Source organism: Nitrosospira lacus, assembly GCF_000355765.4.
In the GTDB taxonomy this organism is placed as follows: Bacteria; Pseudomonadota; Gammaproteobacteria; order Burkholderiales; family Nitrosomonadaceae; genus Nitrosospira; species Nitrosospira lacus.
In genome coordinates, this window is sequence record NZ_CP021106.3 from 1,672,833 (window position 1) to 1,692,301 (window position 19,469).

The 19,469-nt window shown below is 54.2% G+C and carries 15 protein-coding genes; 11 read left to right on the forward strand and 4 right to left on the reverse strand.

From position 1 onward, the window contains the following. Positions 1 to 10: 10 nt before the first annotated feature. From EBAPG3_RS07445 to nadC, 3 genes are all read right to left on the reverse strand, one after another. Complete coding sequence (locus EBAPG3_RS07445; RefSeq protein ID WP_004179869.1) at positions 11 to 1,126, reverse strand: YbdK family carboxylate-amine ligase; 1,116 nt, start codon at positions 1,124 to 1,126, stop codon at positions 11 to 13. Further along, entirely contained in the window at positions 1,123 to 2,331 is a 1,209-nt protein-coding gene (locus EBAPG3_RS07450; protein WP_004179867.1) for a cation:proton antiporter, read from the reverse strand. The genes EBAPG3_RS07445 and EBAPG3_RS07450 overlap by 4 nt, the downstream gene beginning before the upstream one ends. 248 nt (positions 2,332 to 2,579) lie before the next feature. After that, a complete protein-coding gene (gene nadC / locus EBAPG3_RS07455) occupies positions 2,580 to 3,443 on the reverse strand; it encodes a carboxylating nicotinate-nucleotide diphosphorylase (RefSeq protein WP_004179865.1) in 864 nt (287 codons plus the stop codon). A 74-nt stretch (positions 3,444 to 3,517) separates the two neighbouring features. Here nadC and EBAPG3_RS07460 point away from each other — a divergent pair, with 74 nt between their 5' ends. The 9 genes from EBAPG3_RS07460 to EBAPG3_RS07505 all read left to right on the forward strand — a co-directional run bounded on the left by EBAPG3_RS07460 (position 3,518) and on the right by EBAPG3_RS07505 (position 15,281). After that, complete coding sequence (locus EBAPG3_RS07460; protein WP_004179862.1) at positions 3,518 to 4,999, forward strand: FMN-binding glutamate synthase family protein; 1,482 nt, start codon at positions 3,518 to 3,520, stop codon at positions 4,997 to 4,999. Between the two features lie 271 nt (positions 5,000 to 5,270). Next, positions 5,271 to 7,880 carry an ATP-dependent chaperone ClpB gene (gene clpB / locus EBAPG3_RS07465; RefSeq protein WP_004179858.1) on the forward strand — a complete coding sequence of 870 codons (2,610 nt, stop codon included), beginning with the start codon at positions 5,271 to 5,273 and terminating at the stop codon, positions 7,878 to 7,880. A 224-nt stretch (positions 7,881 to 8,104) separates the two neighbouring features. Then, positions 8,105 to 8,998, forward strand: coding sequence for a 4-hydroxy-tetrahydrodipicolinate synthase (dapA, locus tag EBAPG3_RS07475; protein ID WP_004179842.1), 894 nt, complete (start codon positions 8,105 to 8,107; stop codon positions 8,996 to 8,998). 100 nt (positions 8,999 to 9,098) lie between these two features. Continuing rightward, positions 9,099 to 10,160, forward strand: a complete 1,062-nt coding sequence (bamC, locus tag EBAPG3_RS07480; RefSeq protein ID WP_004179841.1) for an outer membrane protein assembly factor BamC — start codon at positions 9,099 to 9,101, stop codon at positions 10,158 to 10,160. A gap of 93 nt (positions 10,161 to 10,253) precedes the next feature. Beyond that, positions 10,254 to 11,585, forward strand: a complete 1,332-nt coding sequence (locus tag EBAPG3_RS07485; RefSeq protein WP_085921958.1) for a hypothetical protein — start codon at positions 10,254 to 10,256, stop codon at positions 11,583 to 11,585. 72 nt (positions 11,586 to 11,657) lie between these two features. Next, the gene (locus EBAPG3_RS07490; RefSeq protein WP_004176732.1) at positions 11,658 to 12,620 is read left to right on the forward strand and encodes a glycosyltransferase family 2 protein; all 963 of its coding nucleotides are present in this window, start codon (positions 11,658 to 11,660) and stop codon (positions 12,618 to 12,620) included. Between the two features lie 317 nt (positions 12,621 to 12,937). After that, positions 12,938 to 13,123, forward strand: coding sequence for a hypothetical protein (locus tag EBAPG3_RS14970; protein WP_151898878.1), 186 nt, complete (start codon positions 12,938 to 12,940; stop codon positions 13,121 to 13,123). Between the two features lie 82 nt (positions 13,124 to 13,205). After that, positions 13,206 to 14,132, forward strand: a complete 927-nt coding sequence (locus tag EBAPG3_RS07495) for a rhamnan synthesis F family protein (RefSeq protein WP_151898879.1) — start codon at positions 13,206 to 13,208, stop codon at positions 14,130 to 14,132. A 393-nt stretch (positions 14,133 to 14,525) separates the two neighbouring features. Beyond that, positions 14,526 to 15,281 carry an FkbM family methyltransferase gene (locus tag EBAPG3_RS07505; RefSeq protein ID WP_227869170.1) on the forward strand — a complete coding sequence of 252 codons (756 nt, stop codon included), beginning with the start codon at positions 14,526 to 14,528 and terminating at the stop codon, positions 15,279 to 15,281. A gap of 73 nt (positions 15,282 to 15,354) precedes the next feature. Here EBAPG3_RS07505 and EBAPG3_RS07510 read toward each other — a convergent pair whose 3' ends face one another. Then, positions 15,355 to 15,567, reverse strand: a complete 213-nt coding sequence (locus EBAPG3_RS07510) for a hypothetical protein (protein WP_227869171.1) — start codon at positions 15,565 to 15,567, stop codon at positions 15,355 to 15,357. A gap of 401 nt (positions 15,568 to 15,968) precedes the next feature. On the opposite strand from EBAPG3_RS07510, the gene ku reads away from it, so the two are divergent. Together ku and ligD are read left to right on the forward strand one after the other, a co-directional pair. Further along, positions 15,969 to 16,889 (forward strand): non-homologous end joining protein Ku, encoded by a 921-nt coding sequence (gene ku / locus EBAPG3_RS07515; RefSeq protein ID WP_004176749.1) that lies wholly within the window; start codon positions 15,969 to 15,971, stop codon positions 16,887 to 16,889. Continuing rightward, positions 16,886 to 19,444 carry a DNA ligase D gene (gene ligD / locus EBAPG3_RS07520; protein WP_004176752.1) on the forward strand — a complete coding sequence of 853 codons (2,559 nt, stop codon included), beginning with the start codon at positions 16,886 to 16,888 and terminating at the stop codon, positions 19,442 to 19,444. Before ku ends, ligD begins: the two co-directional genes overlap by 4 nt. The last annotated feature ends 25 nt before the right edge of the window (positions 19,445 to 19,469 follow it).

Below are 19,469 nucleotides of genomic sequence, written 5' to 3' on the forward strand. Positions count from 1 at the left end.
CTACGGATCCTCAGTTACTCATCCACAAATCGGCCTGCAGCTGCATGACATCGCCGAGGTTGTGTTCACGCGCATAAGTCTGGCGCAACCAGCTTGTGCCGTTGCCCGTAATAAGTATTTCGCGAATACGTTCCATGGCTTCCACCGATCGTAATTCCACGGCGTGGCCGGTAATGCGCGTCAGCATATCGGCTATATCATCGCGAATGCTGCGTTGTTCATGGGTGCGCGGATCGATGAAAATCCCTTCAAGTCCAAAACGGCAGGCCTGGAAACGATTGAACGTATAAACCAGATAATCGTCTTCTTCCGGGGCAACGCGCTGTTCCACCATGATGTAACGCGCCATCGCCTGGATATAGCAGGCAATGGCGGCGGCGATTTCAACAGTGAGCGGCGTATCGCATACCCTTACTTCGATGGTGCCGAACTCTGGTTTCGGACGAATATCCCAATAAAAATCCTTCATCGATTCGACTACGCCGGTCGTGGTCATTTTTTCGAAGAATTGTTCGAAATCATCCCAGCGCAGTACGAAGGGTGCACGGCCGCTCAATGGGAAAGAAAATACTGAATTAAGACGCGCCGAGGCAAATCCTGTGTCATGGCCTTGCACGAATGGAGAGCTGGCCGATAGCGCGATGAAGTGGGGTATATAGCGCGAGAGCATGTGCATGAGATGGAGCGCCTCATCCGGGCCGGTGCACCCGATATGGACATGCTGGCCGAATATGGTGAATTGCTTGGCCAGATAACCGTACAGTTCGGACAGATGGTGAAAGCGAGGCGCATCAAAAATCTTCTGTTCGCTCCAGTGCTGGAAGGGGTGGGTGCCTCCGCCGGCAACCGCTACATTGAGAAAACGTCCCGCATCCGATACCACGTTACGCAATGAACGCAACTCTTCGACCAACGCGCTATATTCCTGCTGCACTGAAGTATTGATTTCAATCATGCTGCGGGTCATTTCCGGTTTGATGTCTCCGGGATGCGGATATCTTTCAATCCGGCGCAGCATGTCGGGGGCCGAGGAAACCAGGTTGTAGTCATTGCAACTGAGCAACTGCAGTTCCAGTTCCACGCCGATGCTTAGGGGCCGGGACGGGGCAAAGGACATCAGGTTCATGTTTTCTTCTCCGGTGTTTCCCCGGCTGACCTGAGCGCTTTTTGCACCAGGATAGGCCCCGAGAGCTCCAGTATGACAATGCAGCTCATCAGCACCAGTCCCATTCCTGAGCCAAAAGCGGGAAACATGGCGCTTGTATCCAGCGTCAGCAAAAGCGCAACACTCGACATTGGCGCAAGGGCAATACCCAAAGCCATGGTTTGACGCAGGCCGATGCCGCTGTAATGTCCCAGTATGAGCACAGATAACAATTTTGCGGCTGAGCGCACGATAATGAGCAACAAGACCAGCAGCAGGCTCGTGTGCAGGCCCGCAAGGTCAGCCGCCAGGCCATTGGCAATAAACATCAGTACCACCAGGACGGCGCCGGCGGAACCAAAATGAGGTGGAAAAGTGCGTGGACGCTGGCGCTGGTAGCGTGTGATCAGACCGGCTGCGAGCAATACGAGGACTGGGCTGAGCTTGAGTGTCGACGCCATGATGGTCGCGAATGCGATCATGCCAAACAAGATAAAGGAAAAGGTTTCCTCATGTTGTCCTACATAATGATGGATTCGTTCGAACGTAATACCGAACAGCCACGCCAGCAGGGCCGATCCACTGATAAGGTAGAGCGGAGGCAGTACGGAGTGGACAAAGCCTGTGCCGGTTTCCCCATGCATGAAAGCGACGGCCAGCTTGTGAAAAATAACGGCATAGATACAATTGAGCGCGGTCATGAGCAGAAGGCGGTCAGTTACCTGACCTTGAGCGCGTGATTCAGTCACGGTGCGCACCACGATGGCGGGCGATGTGGCAATCGCGATGGTGGCGACAACCGCGGAAGTGATGCCGGGAACGTCGAACCATGACAACAGTATGAATACAGCAAAAAAAGTTGCAGTCGCTTCCAGCAGACTGGTAGCGGCGATCCAGGGATTTGCTTTAAGCCAGCGCAGATTTACCTTGCTTCCCAGTTCGAACAGCAGGATGCCGAGTGCCAGATCAACCACCAGCCGCCATTCGACATCCGGCAGCTGCGGGATCAGGCCCAGTCCGCCGGGACCCAGCAACAGTCCAATACCGATATAGCCGACAATGCGTGGCAATTTCGCGTAGCGCACCAGTGCTTCGCCCACCAGCACGGCCACCACCAGCGAGAGTGCGAGCCAGAGTGCGGGGCTGACCGATAACGGCCAGAGGGGAAGATAGCTGGACCAGGTCATGGGGGAGCAGGGAAGAACAGCGGGAAGGCGGCTGTTCCAATAGCGTCGAACGTTGTTTTCAGATGCATCCGGCCTCCTTCGGGATAATGCGGATGTTCAGTCTGTACCCCGGAAACCTTAGGGAGGCTGATGGGTGAAGTACCGACTTGATATCGGAAGAGATGCCCGGATTATAAACCATGAATGGGCAGAGGGATAACCCCGGGAGTGATTTGGGGTAAGAAGCAGGGTGCCAATAAGCCCAGTGCTTACTGTCGCGCTGCAAAATCAGTGGAAAATCGCATCGATAAATCCACCGCGTGGATATCCTTGGTGAGGCTGCCGACCGAAATTCGATCCACGCCGGTTTCCGCTACGTTGCGAACGTTTTCCAGCGTGATTCCGCCCGATGCTTCCAGTACTGCTCCCTTTTGGGTTAACTGTGCCCTCAGTGCAACCGCCCTGCGCAATCCATCGAGATCAAAATTATCCAGAAGAATCATTTTGGCCCCTGCATTCAGGGCGTTGCGCAAGTCATCCAGTGTTTCCACTTCAATCTGGATGAACAGCCCCGGGGGAGCAATTTTTTCCGCTGCGCGCAGGGCGCGCTCGATGCTGCCCGCCGCGATAATATGATTCTCCTTGATGAGTATGCCATCATATAAACCCAGGCGATGGTTCGTGCCGCCACCGCACCTGACAGCGTATTTCTGTGCCAGCCGTAATCCGGGCAGGGTCTTGCGAGTATCCACGATCACTGCCCCGGTTCCGGACACCGCATTGACATAACGCCTGGTTTGCGTGGCAACCGCCGACAGTAATTGCAGAAAATTCAGCGCGGCACGCTCTGCCATAAGCAGTGTGCGAGCATCCCCTGTTATCCGGCATAGTTCCTGTCCGGCATGAATTGCCACACCGTCCTGCGCCGACCAGCACAATCCGGTTTCCGGCGCCAGATGCCAAAAACATGCTTCAAACCATTTTGTCCCGCACAATACCGCATTTTCGCGGCTGATAACGCTGGCAGCGGCGCTCCTTCCGGCAGGAATCAGAAGCGCCGTGAGGTCGCCCGTGCCGATATCTTCGCTGAGCGCCTGGTTGACGTTATTTTTGATCTCCGTTTCCAAATCCATGAAATTATCCCGAGACCTTCTTATTTTGTTTGCGAGAATGGAGTATTTTAGCCGAATGCGAGGTGGAGGGCGTCATGTCTGAGGTACTAAAGGTGGTTTCCTACGGTTTTGGCACGATCCTTGGCGTGATTCTGATCGGGACCATCCTGTTCTGGTTTATCCGCGATGTCACCCAGAAGAAGCATTCGATCCTGCGCAATTATCCCGTCATTGGACATCTGCGATTTCTTTTCGAGAAGCAGGGGGAATATTTCCGTCAATATTTCTTTTCCGGCGACAGGGATGAAATGCCTTTTAATCGCGCTACCCGGACATGGGTATACAAGAATGCAAAGAATGAGGGAGGGATCGTCGGTTTCGGTTCCACCAACGATCTGCGTGAGCCCGGCTCGATCATTTTCGTCAATGTCGCTTTCCCGGTACTGGAGAGCGACCGGCTGCCGACCCCGTTGCTCACAATCGGGGACGGCTATTGCGAGCACCCTTTCCATGCCAGATCCATAATCAATATCAGCGGCATGAGCTATGGGGCGATCTCTGCACCCGCGGTGCGCGCGCTGTCGCTCGGTGCGGCAGAGGCGGGATGCTGGCTGAACACCGGGGAAGGAGGGCTCGCGCCTTATCATCAGGAGGGGGGGTGCGACATCGTCATGCAAATCGGTACCGCCAAGTATGGTATTCGTGATCACGGCGGCAATTTTTCACCTTCACGGGCGAAGGAACTCGCCAGAGTGGTCAGCGCGTTTGAAATAAAGCTCTCCCAGGGCGCGAAACCCGGCAAGGGCGGGATGCTTCCGGCCGTCAAGGTGACCGATGAAATCGCTGCTATCCGGGGCATTCCCGCTCACCGTGATTCCATCAGCCCCAATCGTCATATCGATATCAGCAATGTGGACGAGCTGCTCGATAAGGTCGCTTACATCCGCGAGCTCACCGGGCGCCCGGTGGGCGTAAAGGCAGCCATTGGCGGTTGGCACTTTATCAATGAATTATGCGATGCCGTGAACCGCCGCGGCCTTGAATATGCACCGGATTTTCTTTCCATTGATGGCGGCGAAGGCGGCAGCGGCGCTGCGCCCCAGACCCTGTTTGATCACATGAGCCTGCCCATTGCCGAAGCATTGCCGCGAGTGGTGGATGCGTTGCTGCAATCAGGCTTGAAAAACCGCGTACGCGTGATCGCGGCGGGCAAGCTGGTGACCTCGGCGCGGGCGGCATGGGCGCTGTGCGCCGGGGCGGATTTCATCAATAACGCCCGTGGTTTCATGTTCTCACTGGGCTGCATCCAGGCCATGCGCTGCCATACCAATACCTGCCCTACCGGCGTTACGACCCATAACAGGCGTTTGCAGCGCGGCCTGGTGGTGGAAGAGAAATACCTGCGCGTCGCCAATTACGCCAGAAACATGAATAGGGAAATCGATATGATCGCCTATTCCTGCGGTTTGCATCATGCCCGCCAACTGAAGCGTGAGCATGTACGTATCGTGGAAACCGCAGGTAAAAGTGTGGCGCTCAACACCCTGTATCCTTATCCCGACGTGCCGCAACGTTAAACCTCCATTCAGCAGCTGCCGCCTTACCTTTCGGGTGAGCCTTCTGCTGGTCGGATTGCGTGGTTTACATGGCGCATGGCGGCGTTGTCGCGGCACCTTGGCTTCTCACCCCTTGCGCCTTCCCCTGCGCCCCGAAACCATGCTTCGCCTCGTCCAGCGGCCCGAATTGGTTGCATCCGGCAAAGGAGCAGGGATTACCGCGCTGTGCTATCTTGAAATTGCGGTCCTTCCCCACATATAAGAGTCATCCATAATCCACCAAGGAAATCTCATGCGTTTCGACAAGTTAACCACCAAATTCCAGCAGGCGCTCGCCGATGCACAGAGTATCGCGGTGGGCCAGGATAATTCCTATATTGAACCTCAGCATTTGCTGCTTGCGCTCTTGCAGCAGGAGGACGGCGCCACGACTTCGCTACTGCAACGGGCTGGTACGAACGTTCCGCCTCTGCGCGAGGCATTGAAAAAAGCGATAGAACGCCTGCCCAAGGTGGAGGGTACCGGAGGGGAAATCAGCGCCTCACGCGAGCTTGGCAATCTGCTCAATCTTGCCGACAAGGAAGCGCAGAAACGGGGCGATCAGTTCATCGCATCGGAAATGTTTTTGCTGGCGGCGTGTCAGGACAAAGGCGAAACGGGAAATTTGCTAAAGCAGCATGGCGCCAATCGGGCAGCGCTGGAACAAGCCATCAGCGCGGTGAGAGGAGGTGAGAACGTAGGCAGCGCGGAAGCCGAAGGCAGCCGTGAGGCCTTGAAGAAATATACGCTTGATCTGACCGAGCGCGCACGCGCGGGCAAACTCGACCCAGTCATCGGGCGTGATGACGAAATCCGCCGCACCATCCAGGTATTGCAGCGGCGCACCAAGAACAATCCGGTTCTGATTGGCGAGCCGGGCGTGGGCAAGACTGCCATTGTCGAAGGCCTGGCGCAGCGCATTATCAATGGTGAAGTACCGGAAACCTTGAAGGACAAGCGGGTGCTTTCTCTTGATATGGCTGCATTACTGGCTGGAGCCAAGTACCGAGGCGAATTCGAGGAACGCCTGAAATCTGTTTTGAAGGAGATTGCCCAGGCTGGAGGCAGTGTCATTGTTTTTATTGACGAGCTTCATACCATGGTGGGCGCGGGCAAGGCGGAAGGCGCCATCGATGCGGGAAATATGCTCAAACCCGCGCTGGCCCGCGGCGAGCTGCATTGCGTGGGCGCCACCACACTGGACGAATATCGTAAATATGTCGAAAAGGATGCCGCGCTGGAACGGCGTTTCCAGAAGGTGCTGGTGGATGAGCCGACAGTGGAAGCGACTATTGCTATCTTGCGCGGATTGCAGGAAAGATACGAGCTGCATCACGGTGTCGATATTACTGATCCGGCCATTGTGGCCGCGGCTGAACTGTCCCACCGCTACATCACCGACCGCTTCCTGCCGGATAAAGCCATCGATCTGATCGATGAGGCGGCGGCAAGAATTCGCATGGAAATCGACTCCAAGCCCGAGTCGATGGACAGGCTCGACCGGCGTCTTATCCAGCTCAAGATCGAACGCGAAGCGGTCAGGAAGGAAAAGGATGAAGCCTCGCAGAAGCGCATGAGCTTGCTGGAAGATGAAATAACGAAATTGGAGCGAGAGTACGCCGACCTGGAGGAAATCTGGAAGGCTGAGAAATCCCAGGTGCAGGGCTCTCAGCACATCAAGGAGGAGATGGAGAAGGTCAAGCTGGAGATAGAAGCAGCCACGCGCAAAGGAGATTGGCAAAAAGTTTCGGAACTGCAATATGGTCGTATTCCGCAATTGGAGGCTCAATTGCAGTCGCAACTCAACAGCCAGGAACGTCAGAGCGCGACGTCCGGGCAAAGCGGCTTGGAAAAAAAGCCGAGATTGCTCCGCACCCAGGTAGGGGCGGAAGAAATTGCTGAAGTGGTCTCGCGCGCAACGGGTATTCCCGTTTCCAAGATGATGCAGGGCGAGCGTGAAAAACTTCTGCATATGGAACAAAAACTGCATGAGCGGGTGGTCGGACAGGATGAAGCGGTGCGCCTGGTATCCGATGCCATCCGCCGCTCACGAGCTGGGCTTTCGGATCCCAACCGCCCTTATGGTTCTTTCTTGTTTCTCGGACCAACTGGCGTAGGCAAAACGGAGTTGTGCAAGGCACTGGCGGGTTTTCTGTTTGATTCCGAAGATCATTTGATTCGCATCGACATGTCGGAGTTTATGGAAAAGCACTCGGTTGCCCGGCTGATTGGAGCACCGCCCGGCTATGTGGGTTACGAGGAAGGGGGCTACCTTACCGAAGCGGTACGCAGAAAACCTTATTCGGTGATTCTGCTGGATGAGGTCGAAAAGGCGCATCCTGATGTATTCAATGTCCTGTTGCAGGTGCTCGATGACGGGCGCATGACCGATGGCCAGGGACGTACCGTGGATTTCAAGAATACGGTTGTTGTCATGACTTCCAATCTCGGTTCGCAAATGATCCAGCAAATGGCGGGAGATGATTACCAGGTCATCAAGCTGGCGGTGATGGGTGAAGTAAAAACCTATTTTCGCCCTGAATTCATCAATCGGATCGATGAGGTGGTGGTTTTCCATGCGCTGGATGAAAAGCACATCCAGTCCATCGCGCGAATACAATTGCAATACCTCGAGGTGCGGCTGGCAAAACTCCAGATGACCCTGAGCGTATCGGATGCCGCGCTGGCGGAGCTTGCCCAGGCCGGGTTCGATCCGGTTTTTGGTGCACGCCCCTTGAAGCGCGCGATTCAGGCGCAGATCGAAAACCCGTTGGCAAAAGAGATCCTGGAGGGGCGCTTTGGCGCCAATGACATCATTACTGTGGATTGCAGAAATGGAGCGATGATTTTCTCGAAGGCATGATCCCGAATCGGCTCCTTGGCCGCTCATATTTCATATACCAGTGGGGATCAGGCGGCGCAGCGCTGCCGCAGCCATATCTCCTCATGTGGCACCGGCATCCCGCTGCGGGGGTGGTGCACTTTCCGGATGCGCCCGATAGCGGGGGCGGCATGATATTGCGAATATTCTTGGGAGTTGCGAGATTCAGGTAAAATATCGTTTTTTTGCCGGATCGGATAGATGTCATGCGTAGTACGGTAATGAAAGGTAGCCTGGTCGCCATTGTTACGCCCATGCACGAAGACGGCGGACTGGATCTGGAGCGTTTTCGCACCCTGATTGATTATCATGTGGGAGAGGGAACCGATGGCATCGTGGTGGTTGGGACTACAGGCGAGTCTCCAACAGTCGATTTCGATGAGCATCGACTGCTCATCAGTACCGCGGTGGAGCGTGCTGCCGGGCGCATGCCGGTGATTGCCGGCACGGGTGCGAATTCCACGCGGGAAGCGATCGATCTGTCGGTCTTCGCAAAGGATGCCGGCGCGGACGCGAGCCTGTCCGTCGTTCCTTATTATAATAAACCCACCCAGGAAGGTTTATACCGGCACTTCCGGGCAGTGGCGGAAGCGGTGGATATTCCGCAGATTCTGTACAATGTGCCCGGCAGGACGGTGGCGGATCTGGCCAATGATACGGTGCTGCGGCTCGCCGAGATTCCCAATATCATCGGCATCAAGGATGCCACCGGTGACATGGGGCGTGGCTTTGACCTGTTGTGCAGGGTTCCGCGGGATTTTTTGGTTTATAGCGGAGATGATGCAAGTGCCCTGGCGTTGCTGTTATTGGGGAGTCACGGCGTGATTTCGGTTACCGCCAATGTCGCGCCAAAGCTGATGCATGAGATGTGCATCGCGGCGCTGGCGGGAGATCTTGCCGCGGCCCGTGCCATCAACGCCAGGCTGTTGAGGCTGCATCAGGATTTGTTCATCGAGGCCAATCCGATCCCGGTAAAGTGGGCAGTCGCGCAAATGGGGCTGATAGGCCCCGGTCTGCGTCTGCCGTTGACGCCACTGTCGAATCATTGTCATCAAGCTGTCAGGGAAGCGATGGATCAGGCCGGGACAGCCACACAATAAACAGGCAGGCGAATTTGCGATCTAGAGGAGTTGAGTGCTACACATAAGATGGCGTATAGCGGTTGCATTATGCCTGGCGGCAATGATGGCAGGCTGTCATATGCTGCCGGAGGCAAAAAAAATCAATTACAAATCGGCGGGGAAGCTTCCACCGCTGGAAGTGCCGCCTGATTTAACCGCCCCCGGTACGGATGAACGTTATGTTGTGCCCGATATCAATCCGTCGGGAAGCGCGACTTTTTCCGCTTACAACAAAGAGCGCAACAAGCATCCTGGAGGGGGTGGCGGTGGCACTTCTGTTTTACCCGCCGCTCCGGATGAAGCGGTTGTGCGCATGGAACGTTCCGGGACTCAGCGCTGGCTGGTGGTAAAGGGGGAGCCGGAAGCAATATGGCCGGTTGTAAAGGAGTTTTGGCACGAACTGGGTTTTATCATCAAGATAGAAATGCCGCAAGCAGGCGTGATGGAAACCGACTGGGCGGAGAATCGCGCCAAGATTCCGGATGATCTTATCCGCAACGCGCTTTCCAAAATCCTGGATACATTATATTCGACCGCCGAGCGTGACAAGTTTCGTACCCGTCTGGAACGAGGGGAAGGGGGCACTACCGAAATTTACATCAGTCATCGTGGCATGGATGAAGTGATGGAGGGTAATGTACGGACGGTATGGCAGCCCCGTCCCCCTGATCCAGAGCTGGAAGCCGAGATGCTTGCCCGTTTGATGATGCGCTTTGGCGTTGAGGAAGAGCGTGCCAGAACGGTATTGGCCAATTCCGGCACGGTCCAGGAGCGTGCGCGTATCGACCGTGAAAAGGGCGGGATACTTACCTTGAACGAGCCATTCGACCGTTCGTGGCGCCGCGTCGGATTGGCGCTGGACCGTATCGGCTTTACTGTAGAGGACCGTGATCGTTCCCAGGGTATTTATTTCGTGCGCTATATCAACCCCGATGTGGATAATCGTACCGCTGGCAGTAGTATGCTTTCGAAACTGCTATTCTGGCGCGACGATGCGGCCGACAAGCCTGATCAATACCGCATCCAGCTTAGCGAGGCAGATGCAGGCAGCGAGGTCAAGGTGCTTAACAAGGATGGCGAGCCGGAGAAATCCGCCACCGCGGGGCGGATACTGAACTTGCTCTTCGAGCAGTTGAAGTAACCGATATCAAATTTCATTGTATACCGCAGGCGCTGTAAACGGGAACGGATGCGTCTCTCCCGGAAGAGAATCCTTTTTCTGAAATAATGGAACATGAAAGCCCTTTTTTTTCTTCGTCATTATAACGACATTGATCATATAACCCCGGTGATCCACAAGTGGATGGGTTCGGGGCACACATGCGATATCGTCCTGATAGGCAACTCGCGCTTTCGCAACGACTACCGCATTGAATTTCTGCGCAAGCTCGATGGAGTGCGCATGGCCTATATTGGCGACCTGTTGCCGCCGGTCGAATTTGCCCGCTGGTTTGTGCAAACGCTGATACTGATCCGCAGCTTGCGGCGCCCCTTCATCGGCCCGGTCATGGCGGCCCTGGCCAAGACCTATGATGCCCGACGGCGGGCACCGGTGTGGCACAGCACCGCGCAGCGGCTGCTCGAGCGCAGCTTCGGCAGTCCCCATGAAGGGACCGGTGAAGGCGTGGTGGTATTTGACTGGATAGAAAGGAACTCCTCCATATGCGTGGAATGGGTCGAGATAGTCCTCTCGACGGCGCGCGCCATGGGACTTGGCACCGTATCGCTGCCGCATGGAGACAGCCCGCACGCGAGCCAGCTGATCCGGCGGCGGGAACTGCGCCTGGAGCCCGACACCACATTTGCCAATGCGGGCATATTCGACAAAGTAGTAGTGCCCAACGAACTGTGCTCGGTGCGATTTCGGCCCTTCATGGACAACCGGAAGCTGGCCGTCCTGGGCTCGCCGCGCTACTGCGACGAATGGCTGGCCAAACTGGCCACCCTGATGCCGCCCTCGCCGCTGACGCGTTCGGCGAGCCGGCTCAAAGTCGTCATTTTTCTGAGGAAGAGCAACTTCTCCACCTTCTGGGAAGAAGTGGGCGAAGTAGTGCGCATCGTTGCCGGCTTTCCCGGAGTGGAACTGATCATCAAGCCGCACACGCGCGGGGGCTGGCAGCAATCCCTGACCCGGGACCCCTCTGTGCGGCGCCTGGCGAACGTGAGCGTGGCGGGCAACATCCACTCCATCCACCTCATGAACTGGGCGGACGTCATCATTGACCTGGCCACCTCGGTGGTATTTGAAGCGGTCAAGGCAAAGAAGCCGGTCCTGGCAGGGGACTACCTGCATGCGGGCCGCTCCGCCCTGGCGGAATACCTGCCGGAGACGGAACTGCGCTGCCGGGATGACGTATATCGGCAGATCGAAGGATTTCTTAGCCACGGCTGCGACAATTTTTACATTGAAGCGCATCATCAGCGCTTTGTGAAGGAAATGATCGAGGTGGGGGACCCGGATGTACTATCCCGCTACGTGGCGCTACTGGAAGGGCAAGTGCGGCCACGGGCCAGCCGGGATCAGTCTTGTCCGGAGGAACGCGCCGTGAACCTCGCCTGTGGATGACGCCCATATGGATGGGAGCTCAGGGCCTCGCAGGCAAGGTCTTTCGAAAGGCTGTTAAAGTTTGCCAATGAGATGAATCCCCGGTTATCGCTGTCTATTGCTTTAGCTACCTACAACGGTGAGCGCTACATCGCGGAGCAGCTCGACAGTATCGCCGGACAGACCCATCCGCCGGACGAGCTGGTGGTATCCGATGATGCCTCGGTTGATGCGACACGGGCTATCGTGATGGATTTTGCCCGGCATGCTCCCTTTCCCGTGCGGTTGCTGACAAATAGTGAGCGCCTTGGCTCGACGCGTAATTTCGAAGTTGCCATACGTGCCTGTGATGGCGACATCATTTTTCTATGTGACCAGGACGACGTCTGGTATCCCGGCAAGATTGCGCTCATGGAAAAATGTTTCATGGATGACCCGTCGGCAGGCGTGGTATTTACGGATGCGGATGTAGTCGACCAGAACTTGCATCCATTGGGATTGCGTCTATGGGAAGCAGTGCGATTCCGCCGGCGAGAACAGATGCAGGTCGAGGCTGGCGATGCGTTCTCCGTACTGCTCCAACGTTACGCGGTGACCGGTGCGACGATGGCTTTTTGCTCCCGTTACCGGGATCTCCTGTTGCCCATACCTAATATATGGGTGCATGACGCCTGGATCGCAATGCTGATGGGTGCCACGTCGCATCTGGTAGCGCTGCCAACGCCGTTGATCGCCTATCGTCAACATAGCGCAAATCAGATTGGCATACCGCGCCCGGGCAAGAATCGGGGCAAGACCTGTGCCACGGTTCACGGCCTGCAGGCTCTCCGTTATGAGAAAGCGCTGAAGCGCTTGCAGGAATTTGGCGATCGCTTTCCCGACAGCGGACATAATATTCGACGTCTTGAAGGAACGCTCAATTTTTTGCGTATGGTCGCCGCGCTGCCTGATGCGCGCTGGCGGCGGCTGCCCGGTGCGCTGAATGTGCTTGCCGCACTGCATTATCATCGCTATGCCAGAGGATTCAGAAGTTTCTGGCGCGATTTATTCCGATAGCCCGGGAAACCTGACGTCCGCCGTGCCTGGTAGCAGCATTCGCATTTTGGCTTTTCGTACGCCGTATTCCGTAAAGGCTCCTTGTACCGGCGTGGAACTTGTTCAGGGGTACCTGTCTTCCTTAAAGGAAGCGGCTGCGGAAGCCGGGGTAAAAGCATCAGGCAGTTCATATTCCACTGATTTCTCGACCAAGCACAACTATCGGTCTTCAGAATCGCCAAAATCTGCTCTCAATCGCTCGCATTTTCGCTTCGATTCTTCAAGTCCGCCAAGCTGGCACGCCGGATATCGTTAACAATCCATTGATTGGATAAGGCATGAGGAGGCTTATACAGCAGCGGGTAACCCGGCATGGTATGCGAGGCAGCGATATTTCCGGCATGCTTTATCAGATGGACGTTTCTGTTATTGCCATGGAATTCTTGCCCGGCGTGACTAATCAGTTTATGAGCCCGGGTCTCCTGGGGGTTGTATTCCCACTGCTTGCCATCATCACAAATTGATCACACAGTTGTAAGTATACTTCCCCTCCTGAAGTGAGGGGGCCTGTTCGGGCTTGTCTTGCCAAAATTTGTGGGAATATCCATGTATTGGCGTTTTAGAGAAGGAGTCGGGGACTTAAAGTACTTATGCGCTTTAATGTTTCATTTTTTCACCAAAAATGAAACGTGTGGGCGGCCCCGCATTAAATATTCTGGAGGAGGAAGTGCGGCGCCAGATTATGATAGGCCTGTATGCTTCTTTTGCAGTTACGATGAAGAAAGCGTGGTCCGGAAAAACGTGCTTCATTACTTGAACGAGCTTGTGCAGGCGGGATTCAATATCGTATTCATCAGCTCAAGCGACACTATTTCGGATGCGGATCTCCATAAACTGTCGGAATGCTGCGTAAGAATAATAATCCGGGAGAATAGAGGCCACGATTTTTATGGATGGAAAGTAGGACTGCAGGAATATGCTCAATATCAAGCGCACAGCGCACTTCTGCTAGCCAACGACAGTGTTCTGGGGCCACTTTTCAGTATTGGGAATATAATCGCGAGATTGGAAAATGATGATGCCGATATCGTTGGTATGACAGATTGTCTGCATTTCTACCCGCATCTGCAATCGTATTTTCTTTACTGTAAAAAATCTGTGATTACCTCTGATGAGTTCATCGATTTTTTTGATCGGGTTGAGGTTTTGGGATTCAAGGCCGCGATAGTCAGAAAATATGAGGTTGGCTTTTCTCGATTGCTCGGTCAACGATTTAACCTTTCGGCACTTTATAGCCTGGAAAGTATTCTAAATCGGACCCCGAGCCCTGAAAGGCCGAAGAACTGGATAGATACAACTTTTCATTTATGGAGGCCGCTCATTACCGAGTTTAAATTCCCGTTTCTCAAAAAAAGTATCTTGACAAGGAGGGGCGTACCTATTGAAGAAATTTTAGCAGCGCTCGCCGAGAGCGACTCTATCTGCAATGCCGATATTTTGGCTGACGGGATTGTATCGCCTGTATCGCGTTAGCAGGCAGCGATATCCGGATCTTCGGGGATGGCGTTCCGCCGGATAAGTCACGTGCACAAGCGGGAGCGTACCGCTTTAACTGCTCAGCCAGAAGATGCTCCGATTAGTCTGAATCCGGCAATTGACCTCATTTTTCAATTTGGTGTTATGATCAACAAGGTTTTGTGTGCCACTTTATTTTTCACTTTCAGAATGAGTTTGCTACGGGGCGGATTCCAGGGATTTCACGTCAAATGACTGTGTTCCAATTCCCTGGAGTGGAATGATCATTCCCCTGCGCTGCGCCTTGCCTTGCGCCGGAAAATCCGTACACTCCCTTTCGTCCAGCCATTTCCCGGCATTAATCCACCTTTCATTCGCGAATCTACGGTAGCCAACATGAGCTCATTTTTCATGAATATTTTGTCAGGATTCCTCGCGGCACTTTACGGTATGAAAGGCGGTTATGCGAACGTAAACGTCAAGGGTCAATTCATACGCATCGCGGTGGATAATGTGCGGACGCTTCAACGAGCAAAAACATATTCCATCAAGGAGCCGGATACGCTGGATTGGCTTGACAGCTTTGAACCCAATTCGGTTTTCTTTGATTTGGGCGCGAATATCGGGCAGTACTCTTTATATCCCGCCAAGAAGTTTGGCGACGCAATCCAAGTATATGCCTTTGAGCCTCAATGCATCAATTATTATCTGCTCAACAAGAACGTATATCTGAACAAACTTGAGAAGAATATTACCGCTTATGGCGTCGCCATATCGGGGGTCAGCGGATTCTCCAAGCTGTATATTCCGAAATTCATTGCGGGCGGGAACCGTTCGCAGTTCGGGAAAGAAGACCTGAAGACCATGAAACGCCCGGCCAGCCATATCCAGGGCATGTTCGGGGTAACGCTGGATGATTTATGCGACAAGTGGGGGCTACCCTGTCCCAACTATATCAAGATAGATGTCGATGGCATTGAGATTCCCATTATTAAAGGTGCGGAGAATACTCTCAGAAAGCCGGATGTCAGGTCGGTTATCGTTGAACTGGGGACCAGTGAAGAGCAGGAAGAGGCGGTAAGATTGCTGGAGCAAGCAGGCTTTAAAGTGAAATTCAAAACCACCCGGAATTGGGGTGAAACCTGCTTTATATTCGAAAGAGCCTAGCAATCCCGCCTTGGAGAAGGCCAAACCTTTGCATCTCGCAAATCCGGCCGTAACGCGCTGCATGAAGGACTATTCAACGCGCTTGCGCATTGCTTTCGGTTTTACGCACCCCCTGGATATTAAGCGTGGCCAGAGCAACCTGGAGACCAAGAACGGCGAAGGCTTGTGCGTGCCATCCCCAGATAACCCATAAGACATTGCTCAGGATGGAAAACAGAAATCCAGCGTGGCGCTTACCCTTGGTTTGAGATGTCAGGAGCCAGACAGCCAGTATGTTAACGACCATGGCAGGCCATTGTAAGAGGGAAAAATAATCCATATCAGTTTTACCTTCCTCACGGAAATTTGTTTGATCAAGAATGACGCTTACTCCTGCCCGTTCAACCGTTTGACCTGTCTTGATGCCGTGGAATGCGAAATCGCGTACCCAGGCGGTCCAGTTGAAGTATTTTTAGTTGGATGATAGAGATCCACGGCAGGCCCATCCGTGTGCAATCGCACATACAATAAATCGAATGCCGGACAGAATGGCAACTCGTGCTTGAAATAGATGAGTGAGCAGCACGGGAATGGTTCCGCTATTGGCGGTAGGCGCAGCCACGCGCTTTGCGGATTTTGTACAAACTCGTTCCCCAGGCTGTTTCCAGGATGCAGAAGACATAACTCCAGGTTTTTTTGGTATAAATCATGGCTGTCTCAAGTAATCGGGCCCTATGGAAAGGCGCTATCAGCTTCGGACTGGTGCATATCCCCGTCGCGCTTCATTCCGCGACGTCGGAGGAAGGGCTGGATTTTGATTGGTTGGACAAACGCAGCATGGATCCGGTGGGTTATAAGCGCATTAACAAAAAAACCGGTAAGGAGGTCGACAAGGAAAATATCGTCAAGGGAATTGAATATGAAGATGGCCAATATGTCATTCTGAGCCAGGAGGAAATATCGGCGGCTTATCCCAAGGCTACGCAAACCATCGAGATCGAAACATTTGTCTCCAGTACCGATATCCCGTTTCTGTACCTGGAACGACCTTATTTTGTGGTGCCGATCAATAAGGGTGCCAAGGTCTACGCCCTGTTGCGCGAAGCTCTTCACAAGACTCAGAGGATTGGTATTGCGCGGGTAGTCATTCAGACTAAACAGCATCTGGCAGCACTCATACCATCGGGGCCCGCGCTGGTTCTGGACCTGCTGCGTTGGGGCAATGAAATTCGTGGTTGGGAAAATTTGAATCTTCCCGCGCAGGGCATGAAGGCGGAAGCGATTACCGAGAAAGAATTGAGAATGGCCGAGCAGCTGATAAATGATATGAGTTCCACATGGAATCCTGAAGAATACCGGGATTCCTTCAAGGACGAGATCATGAAGCTCGTACGTCACAAAGCGGAAACCGGCGACATCCAGTCCGTGGTCCAGCCTGAGCTGGCGGAAACATCCGCTGGCGGGGCGCAAATTCTCGATCTTACCGAGTTGCTCCAGCGAAGCCTGAAAAAAGGTGGAGGCAGGAAGGACAGTAACCACGACGCGGCGCCAGCCGGAAAACCCGCGAAGGCAGATATGCATAACGCATCAACTCCAACCGGCAGGCCACCCAGGCGCCGCGCAATATGAGTGAACCGGATATGGCGCTGCGGAATTCACTCAAAGCCTACCGGGAAAAACGTAATTTCTCGATAACACCCGAGCCGGATGAAATGGGCAAGGATGCTGAGGCAAACGACGCGGCGTTGTCGTTTGTGGTGCAGAAACACTGGGCGACCCGGCTGCATTACGACTTCAGGCTGGAGCTTGATGGAACAATGAAAAGCTGGGCCATTCCCAAGGGCCCCAGCTTTGATCCCCACGACAAGCGCATGGCAATTCATGTCGAGGATCATCCCATTTCCTACAATCGTTTCGAAGGCCGGATTCCAGCCGGACAGTATGGGGCGGGCAAGGTTATCATCTGGGACAAGGGAACGTGGGTTCCTCTGCAGGATCCCCGCAACGGCTATCGCGATGGCAAGTTGAAATTTGAACTGCGCGGGTACAAACTCAAGGGCCACTGGACGCTGGTTCGCATGAAAAACCGGGAGGAGAACAAGCAGGAGCCGTGGCTGCTTATCAAGGAGAAGGATGAGTATGTTCGTTCATCAAGCGAGTACAGCGTTGTGGATGAACTGCCCGATAGCGTTGCCGGACTCGAATCCCGCCATTTAAACAAAACAGCCAGGTCATCGGCCAGCGCAAGAGAAAAACACAACCGTGCCGTCGGGTTGCCCGAGAAAGCGGTTGAAGCTGATCTTCCTTCAACCCTGCAACCCGAGCTTGCAATCCTTGTAGATGAACTGCCCGCTCATCCAGCCGACTGGTTATACGAAATCAAGTTTGATGGTTATCGAATCCTTTGCAGGGTCGGGGACGGGAAGATTCAGCTATTCACGCGTAACGGTAACGATTGGTCTCACAAGCTGCCTGACCTGGTGAAGGCATTAGGCAAAATGGACCTTAAACCGGGGTGGCTGGATGGTGAAATTGTGGTGCCCGGCGAGAAGGGCATTCCAGACTTTCAGGCCTTGCAGAATGCCTTCGATAGTTCCCGGACGCAGGGTATCCTATACTATCTGTTCGATATCCCGTTTTATGACGGATACGATTTGAGGGACGTTCCCCTCATCGAACGGCGTGCGTTTCTGAAAACATTCTTTGAGAAATCGCCCCCGGACCCGGTGCGCTTCAGCGAGACATTTGATGCCCCCGCCCGGGATATCGTTGCGTCGGCTTGCCGCATGGGACTGGAAGGCGTCATCGGTAAACGCAAGACCTCGACGTATGTCTCACGCCGCTCCTCTGATTGGGTAAAGCTCAAGTGCGGCCGGCGCCAGGAATTCGTGATCGGCGGCTACACGGATCCACAAGGCTCCCGCATAGGCTTGGGTTCGCTTTTGCTCGGCGTTTACGATGAAGACAAAAAGCTCCGGTACGCCGGCAATGTGGGTACGGGCTTTAGCGATAAGACTCTTCACGATCTTGAAGCGAGGTTGAAAAAAATCGTGGCGTCACGGAGTCCTTTCCATGAAGCGTCCGGCATCGATGGGAAAGCCCATTGGGTGCTGCCGCTACTGGTTGCGGAAATTTCCTTCGGCGAATGGACTCGGGACGGCCGGATACGTCACTCGGTTTTTCATGGTTTGCGCACCGATAAGAAAGCGGAGGCTGTCACGCGGGAGAAACCCATGCATCCAATGACGGAAAAACCCACGATAATGACCTCAATTCCTGCCTCGCTGCGAGTCACCCATCCCGAACGCATAATCGATCCTTCCAGCGGCTTCACCAAGATGGAACTCATACGCTACTATTCATTGATTGCTCCCTTGATGCTGGAGCATCTTAAAGGAAGGCCGGTATCATTGGTGCGCGCGCCGGATGGCATTACAGGCCAGTTATTTTTCCAGAAGCATTGGGAAAAAGAGAAAATGCAGGGGGTGAATCAGCTCGATCCGGCACTCGATCCCGGGCATGAGCCATTGCTTGAAATATCGACGGCTGAAGGTCTGCTGTCCGCCGCTCAAATGAACGTGATCGAATTTCACACCTGGAATGCCACAAAGAATGCTATCGACAAACCTGATCGAATGACGTTCGATCTCGATCCCGGCGAAGGAGTGACGTGGAAGCTTGTCCAGGAATCAGCACAGCTTGTGCGTGTATTTCTTGACGAATTGGGATTGAGGTCTTTTCTTAAAACCAGCGGCGGAAAGGGTTTGCATGTTGCTGTTCCAATCAAAAGGTTACTCGACTGGGACACGGTGAAAGATTTTTCTCAAGCGATTGTTCAGCATCTTGCCAGGACCATTCCGCAGCGTTTCGTGTCAAAAAGCGGAGCGCAGAATCGTGTGGGAAAGGTCTTCATTGATTATTTGCGCAACGGCTTTGGCGCAACCACCGTGTGCGCCTGGTCAGTTCGCGCCCGTCAGGGTTTGGGCGTCTCCGTGCCCCTCGCGTGGGAAGAACTGGAGTCGCTTGCGAGCGCCAGCCACTGGTCGGCCTCGAATATTCATGAGCGCCTGGACAAAGGCAATGAGCCTTGGGCAGATTATGGCGCTACAAAGCAGTCGATACTGCCGGCGATGAAAATATTTGGATTCAAACCCGGCAAAGAGACATCCCGTCAAGTCAAGTGACCCGGAATAGAGATCATCCTTCGCT

What these genes read in the sequence shown, in the direction of transcription:
- EBAPG3_RS07445 (WP_004179869.1), bottom strand. Translation starts at nt 1,126, where the DNA reads ATGAACCTGATGTCCTTTGCCCCGTCCCGGCCCCTAAGCATCGGCGTG.
- EBAPG3_RS07450 (WP_004179867.1), bottom strand. Translation starts at nt 2,331, where the DNA reads ATGACCTGGTCCAGCTATCTTCCCCTCTGGCCGTTATCGGTCAGCCCC.
- nadC (WP_004179865.1), bottom strand. Translation starts at nt 3,443, where the DNA reads ATGGATTTGGAAACGGAGATCAAAAATAACGTCAACCAGGCGCTCAGC.
- EBAPG3_RS07460 (WP_004179862.1), top strand. Translation starts at nt 3,518, where the DNA reads ATGTCTGAGGTACTAAAGGTGGTTTCCTACGGTTTTGGCACGATCCTT.
- clpB (WP_004179858.1), top strand. Translation starts at nt 5,271, where the DNA reads ATGCGTTTCGACAAGTTAACCACCAAATTCCAGCAGGCGCTCGCCGAT.
- dapA (WP_004179842.1), top strand. Translation starts at nt 8,105, where the DNA reads ATGCGTAGTACGGTAATGAAAGGTAGCCTGGTCGCCATTGTTACGCCC.
- bamC (WP_004179841.1), top strand. Translation starts at nt 9,099, where the DNA reads ATGCTGCCGGAGGCAAAAAAAATCAATTACAAATCGGCGGGGAAGCTT.
- EBAPG3_RS07485 (WP_085921958.1), top strand. Translation starts at nt 10,254, where the DNA reads ATGAAAGCCCTTTTTTTTCTTCGTCATTATAACGACATTGATCATATA.
- EBAPG3_RS07490 (WP_004176732.1), top strand. Translation starts at nt 11,658, where the DNA reads ATGAATCCCCGGTTATCGCTGTCTATTGCTTTAGCTACCTACAACGGT.
- EBAPG3_RS14970 (WP_151898878.1), top strand. Translation starts at nt 12,938, where the DNA reads ATGAGGAGGCTTATACAGCAGCGGGTAACCCGGCATGGTATGCGAGGC.
- EBAPG3_RS07495 (WP_151898879.1), top strand. Translation starts at nt 13,206, where the DNA reads ATGTATTGGCGTTTTAGAGAAGGAGTCGGGGACTTAAAGTACTTATGC.
- EBAPG3_RS07505 (WP_227869170.1), top strand. Translation starts at nt 14,526, where the DNA reads ATGAATATTTTGTCAGGATTCCTCGCGGCACTTTACGGTATGAAAGGC.
- EBAPG3_RS07510 (WP_227869171.1), bottom strand. Translation starts at nt 15,567, where the DNA reads ATGGTCGTTAACATACTGGCTGTCTGGCTCCTGACATCTCAAACCAAG.
- ku (WP_004176749.1), top strand. Translation starts at nt 15,969, where the DNA reads ATGGCTGTCTCAAGTAATCGGGCCCTATGGAAAGGCGCTATCAGCTTC.
- ligD (WP_004176752.1), top strand. Translation starts at nt 16,886, where the DNA reads ATGAGTGAACCGGATATGGCGCTGCGGAATTCACTCAAAGCCTACCGG.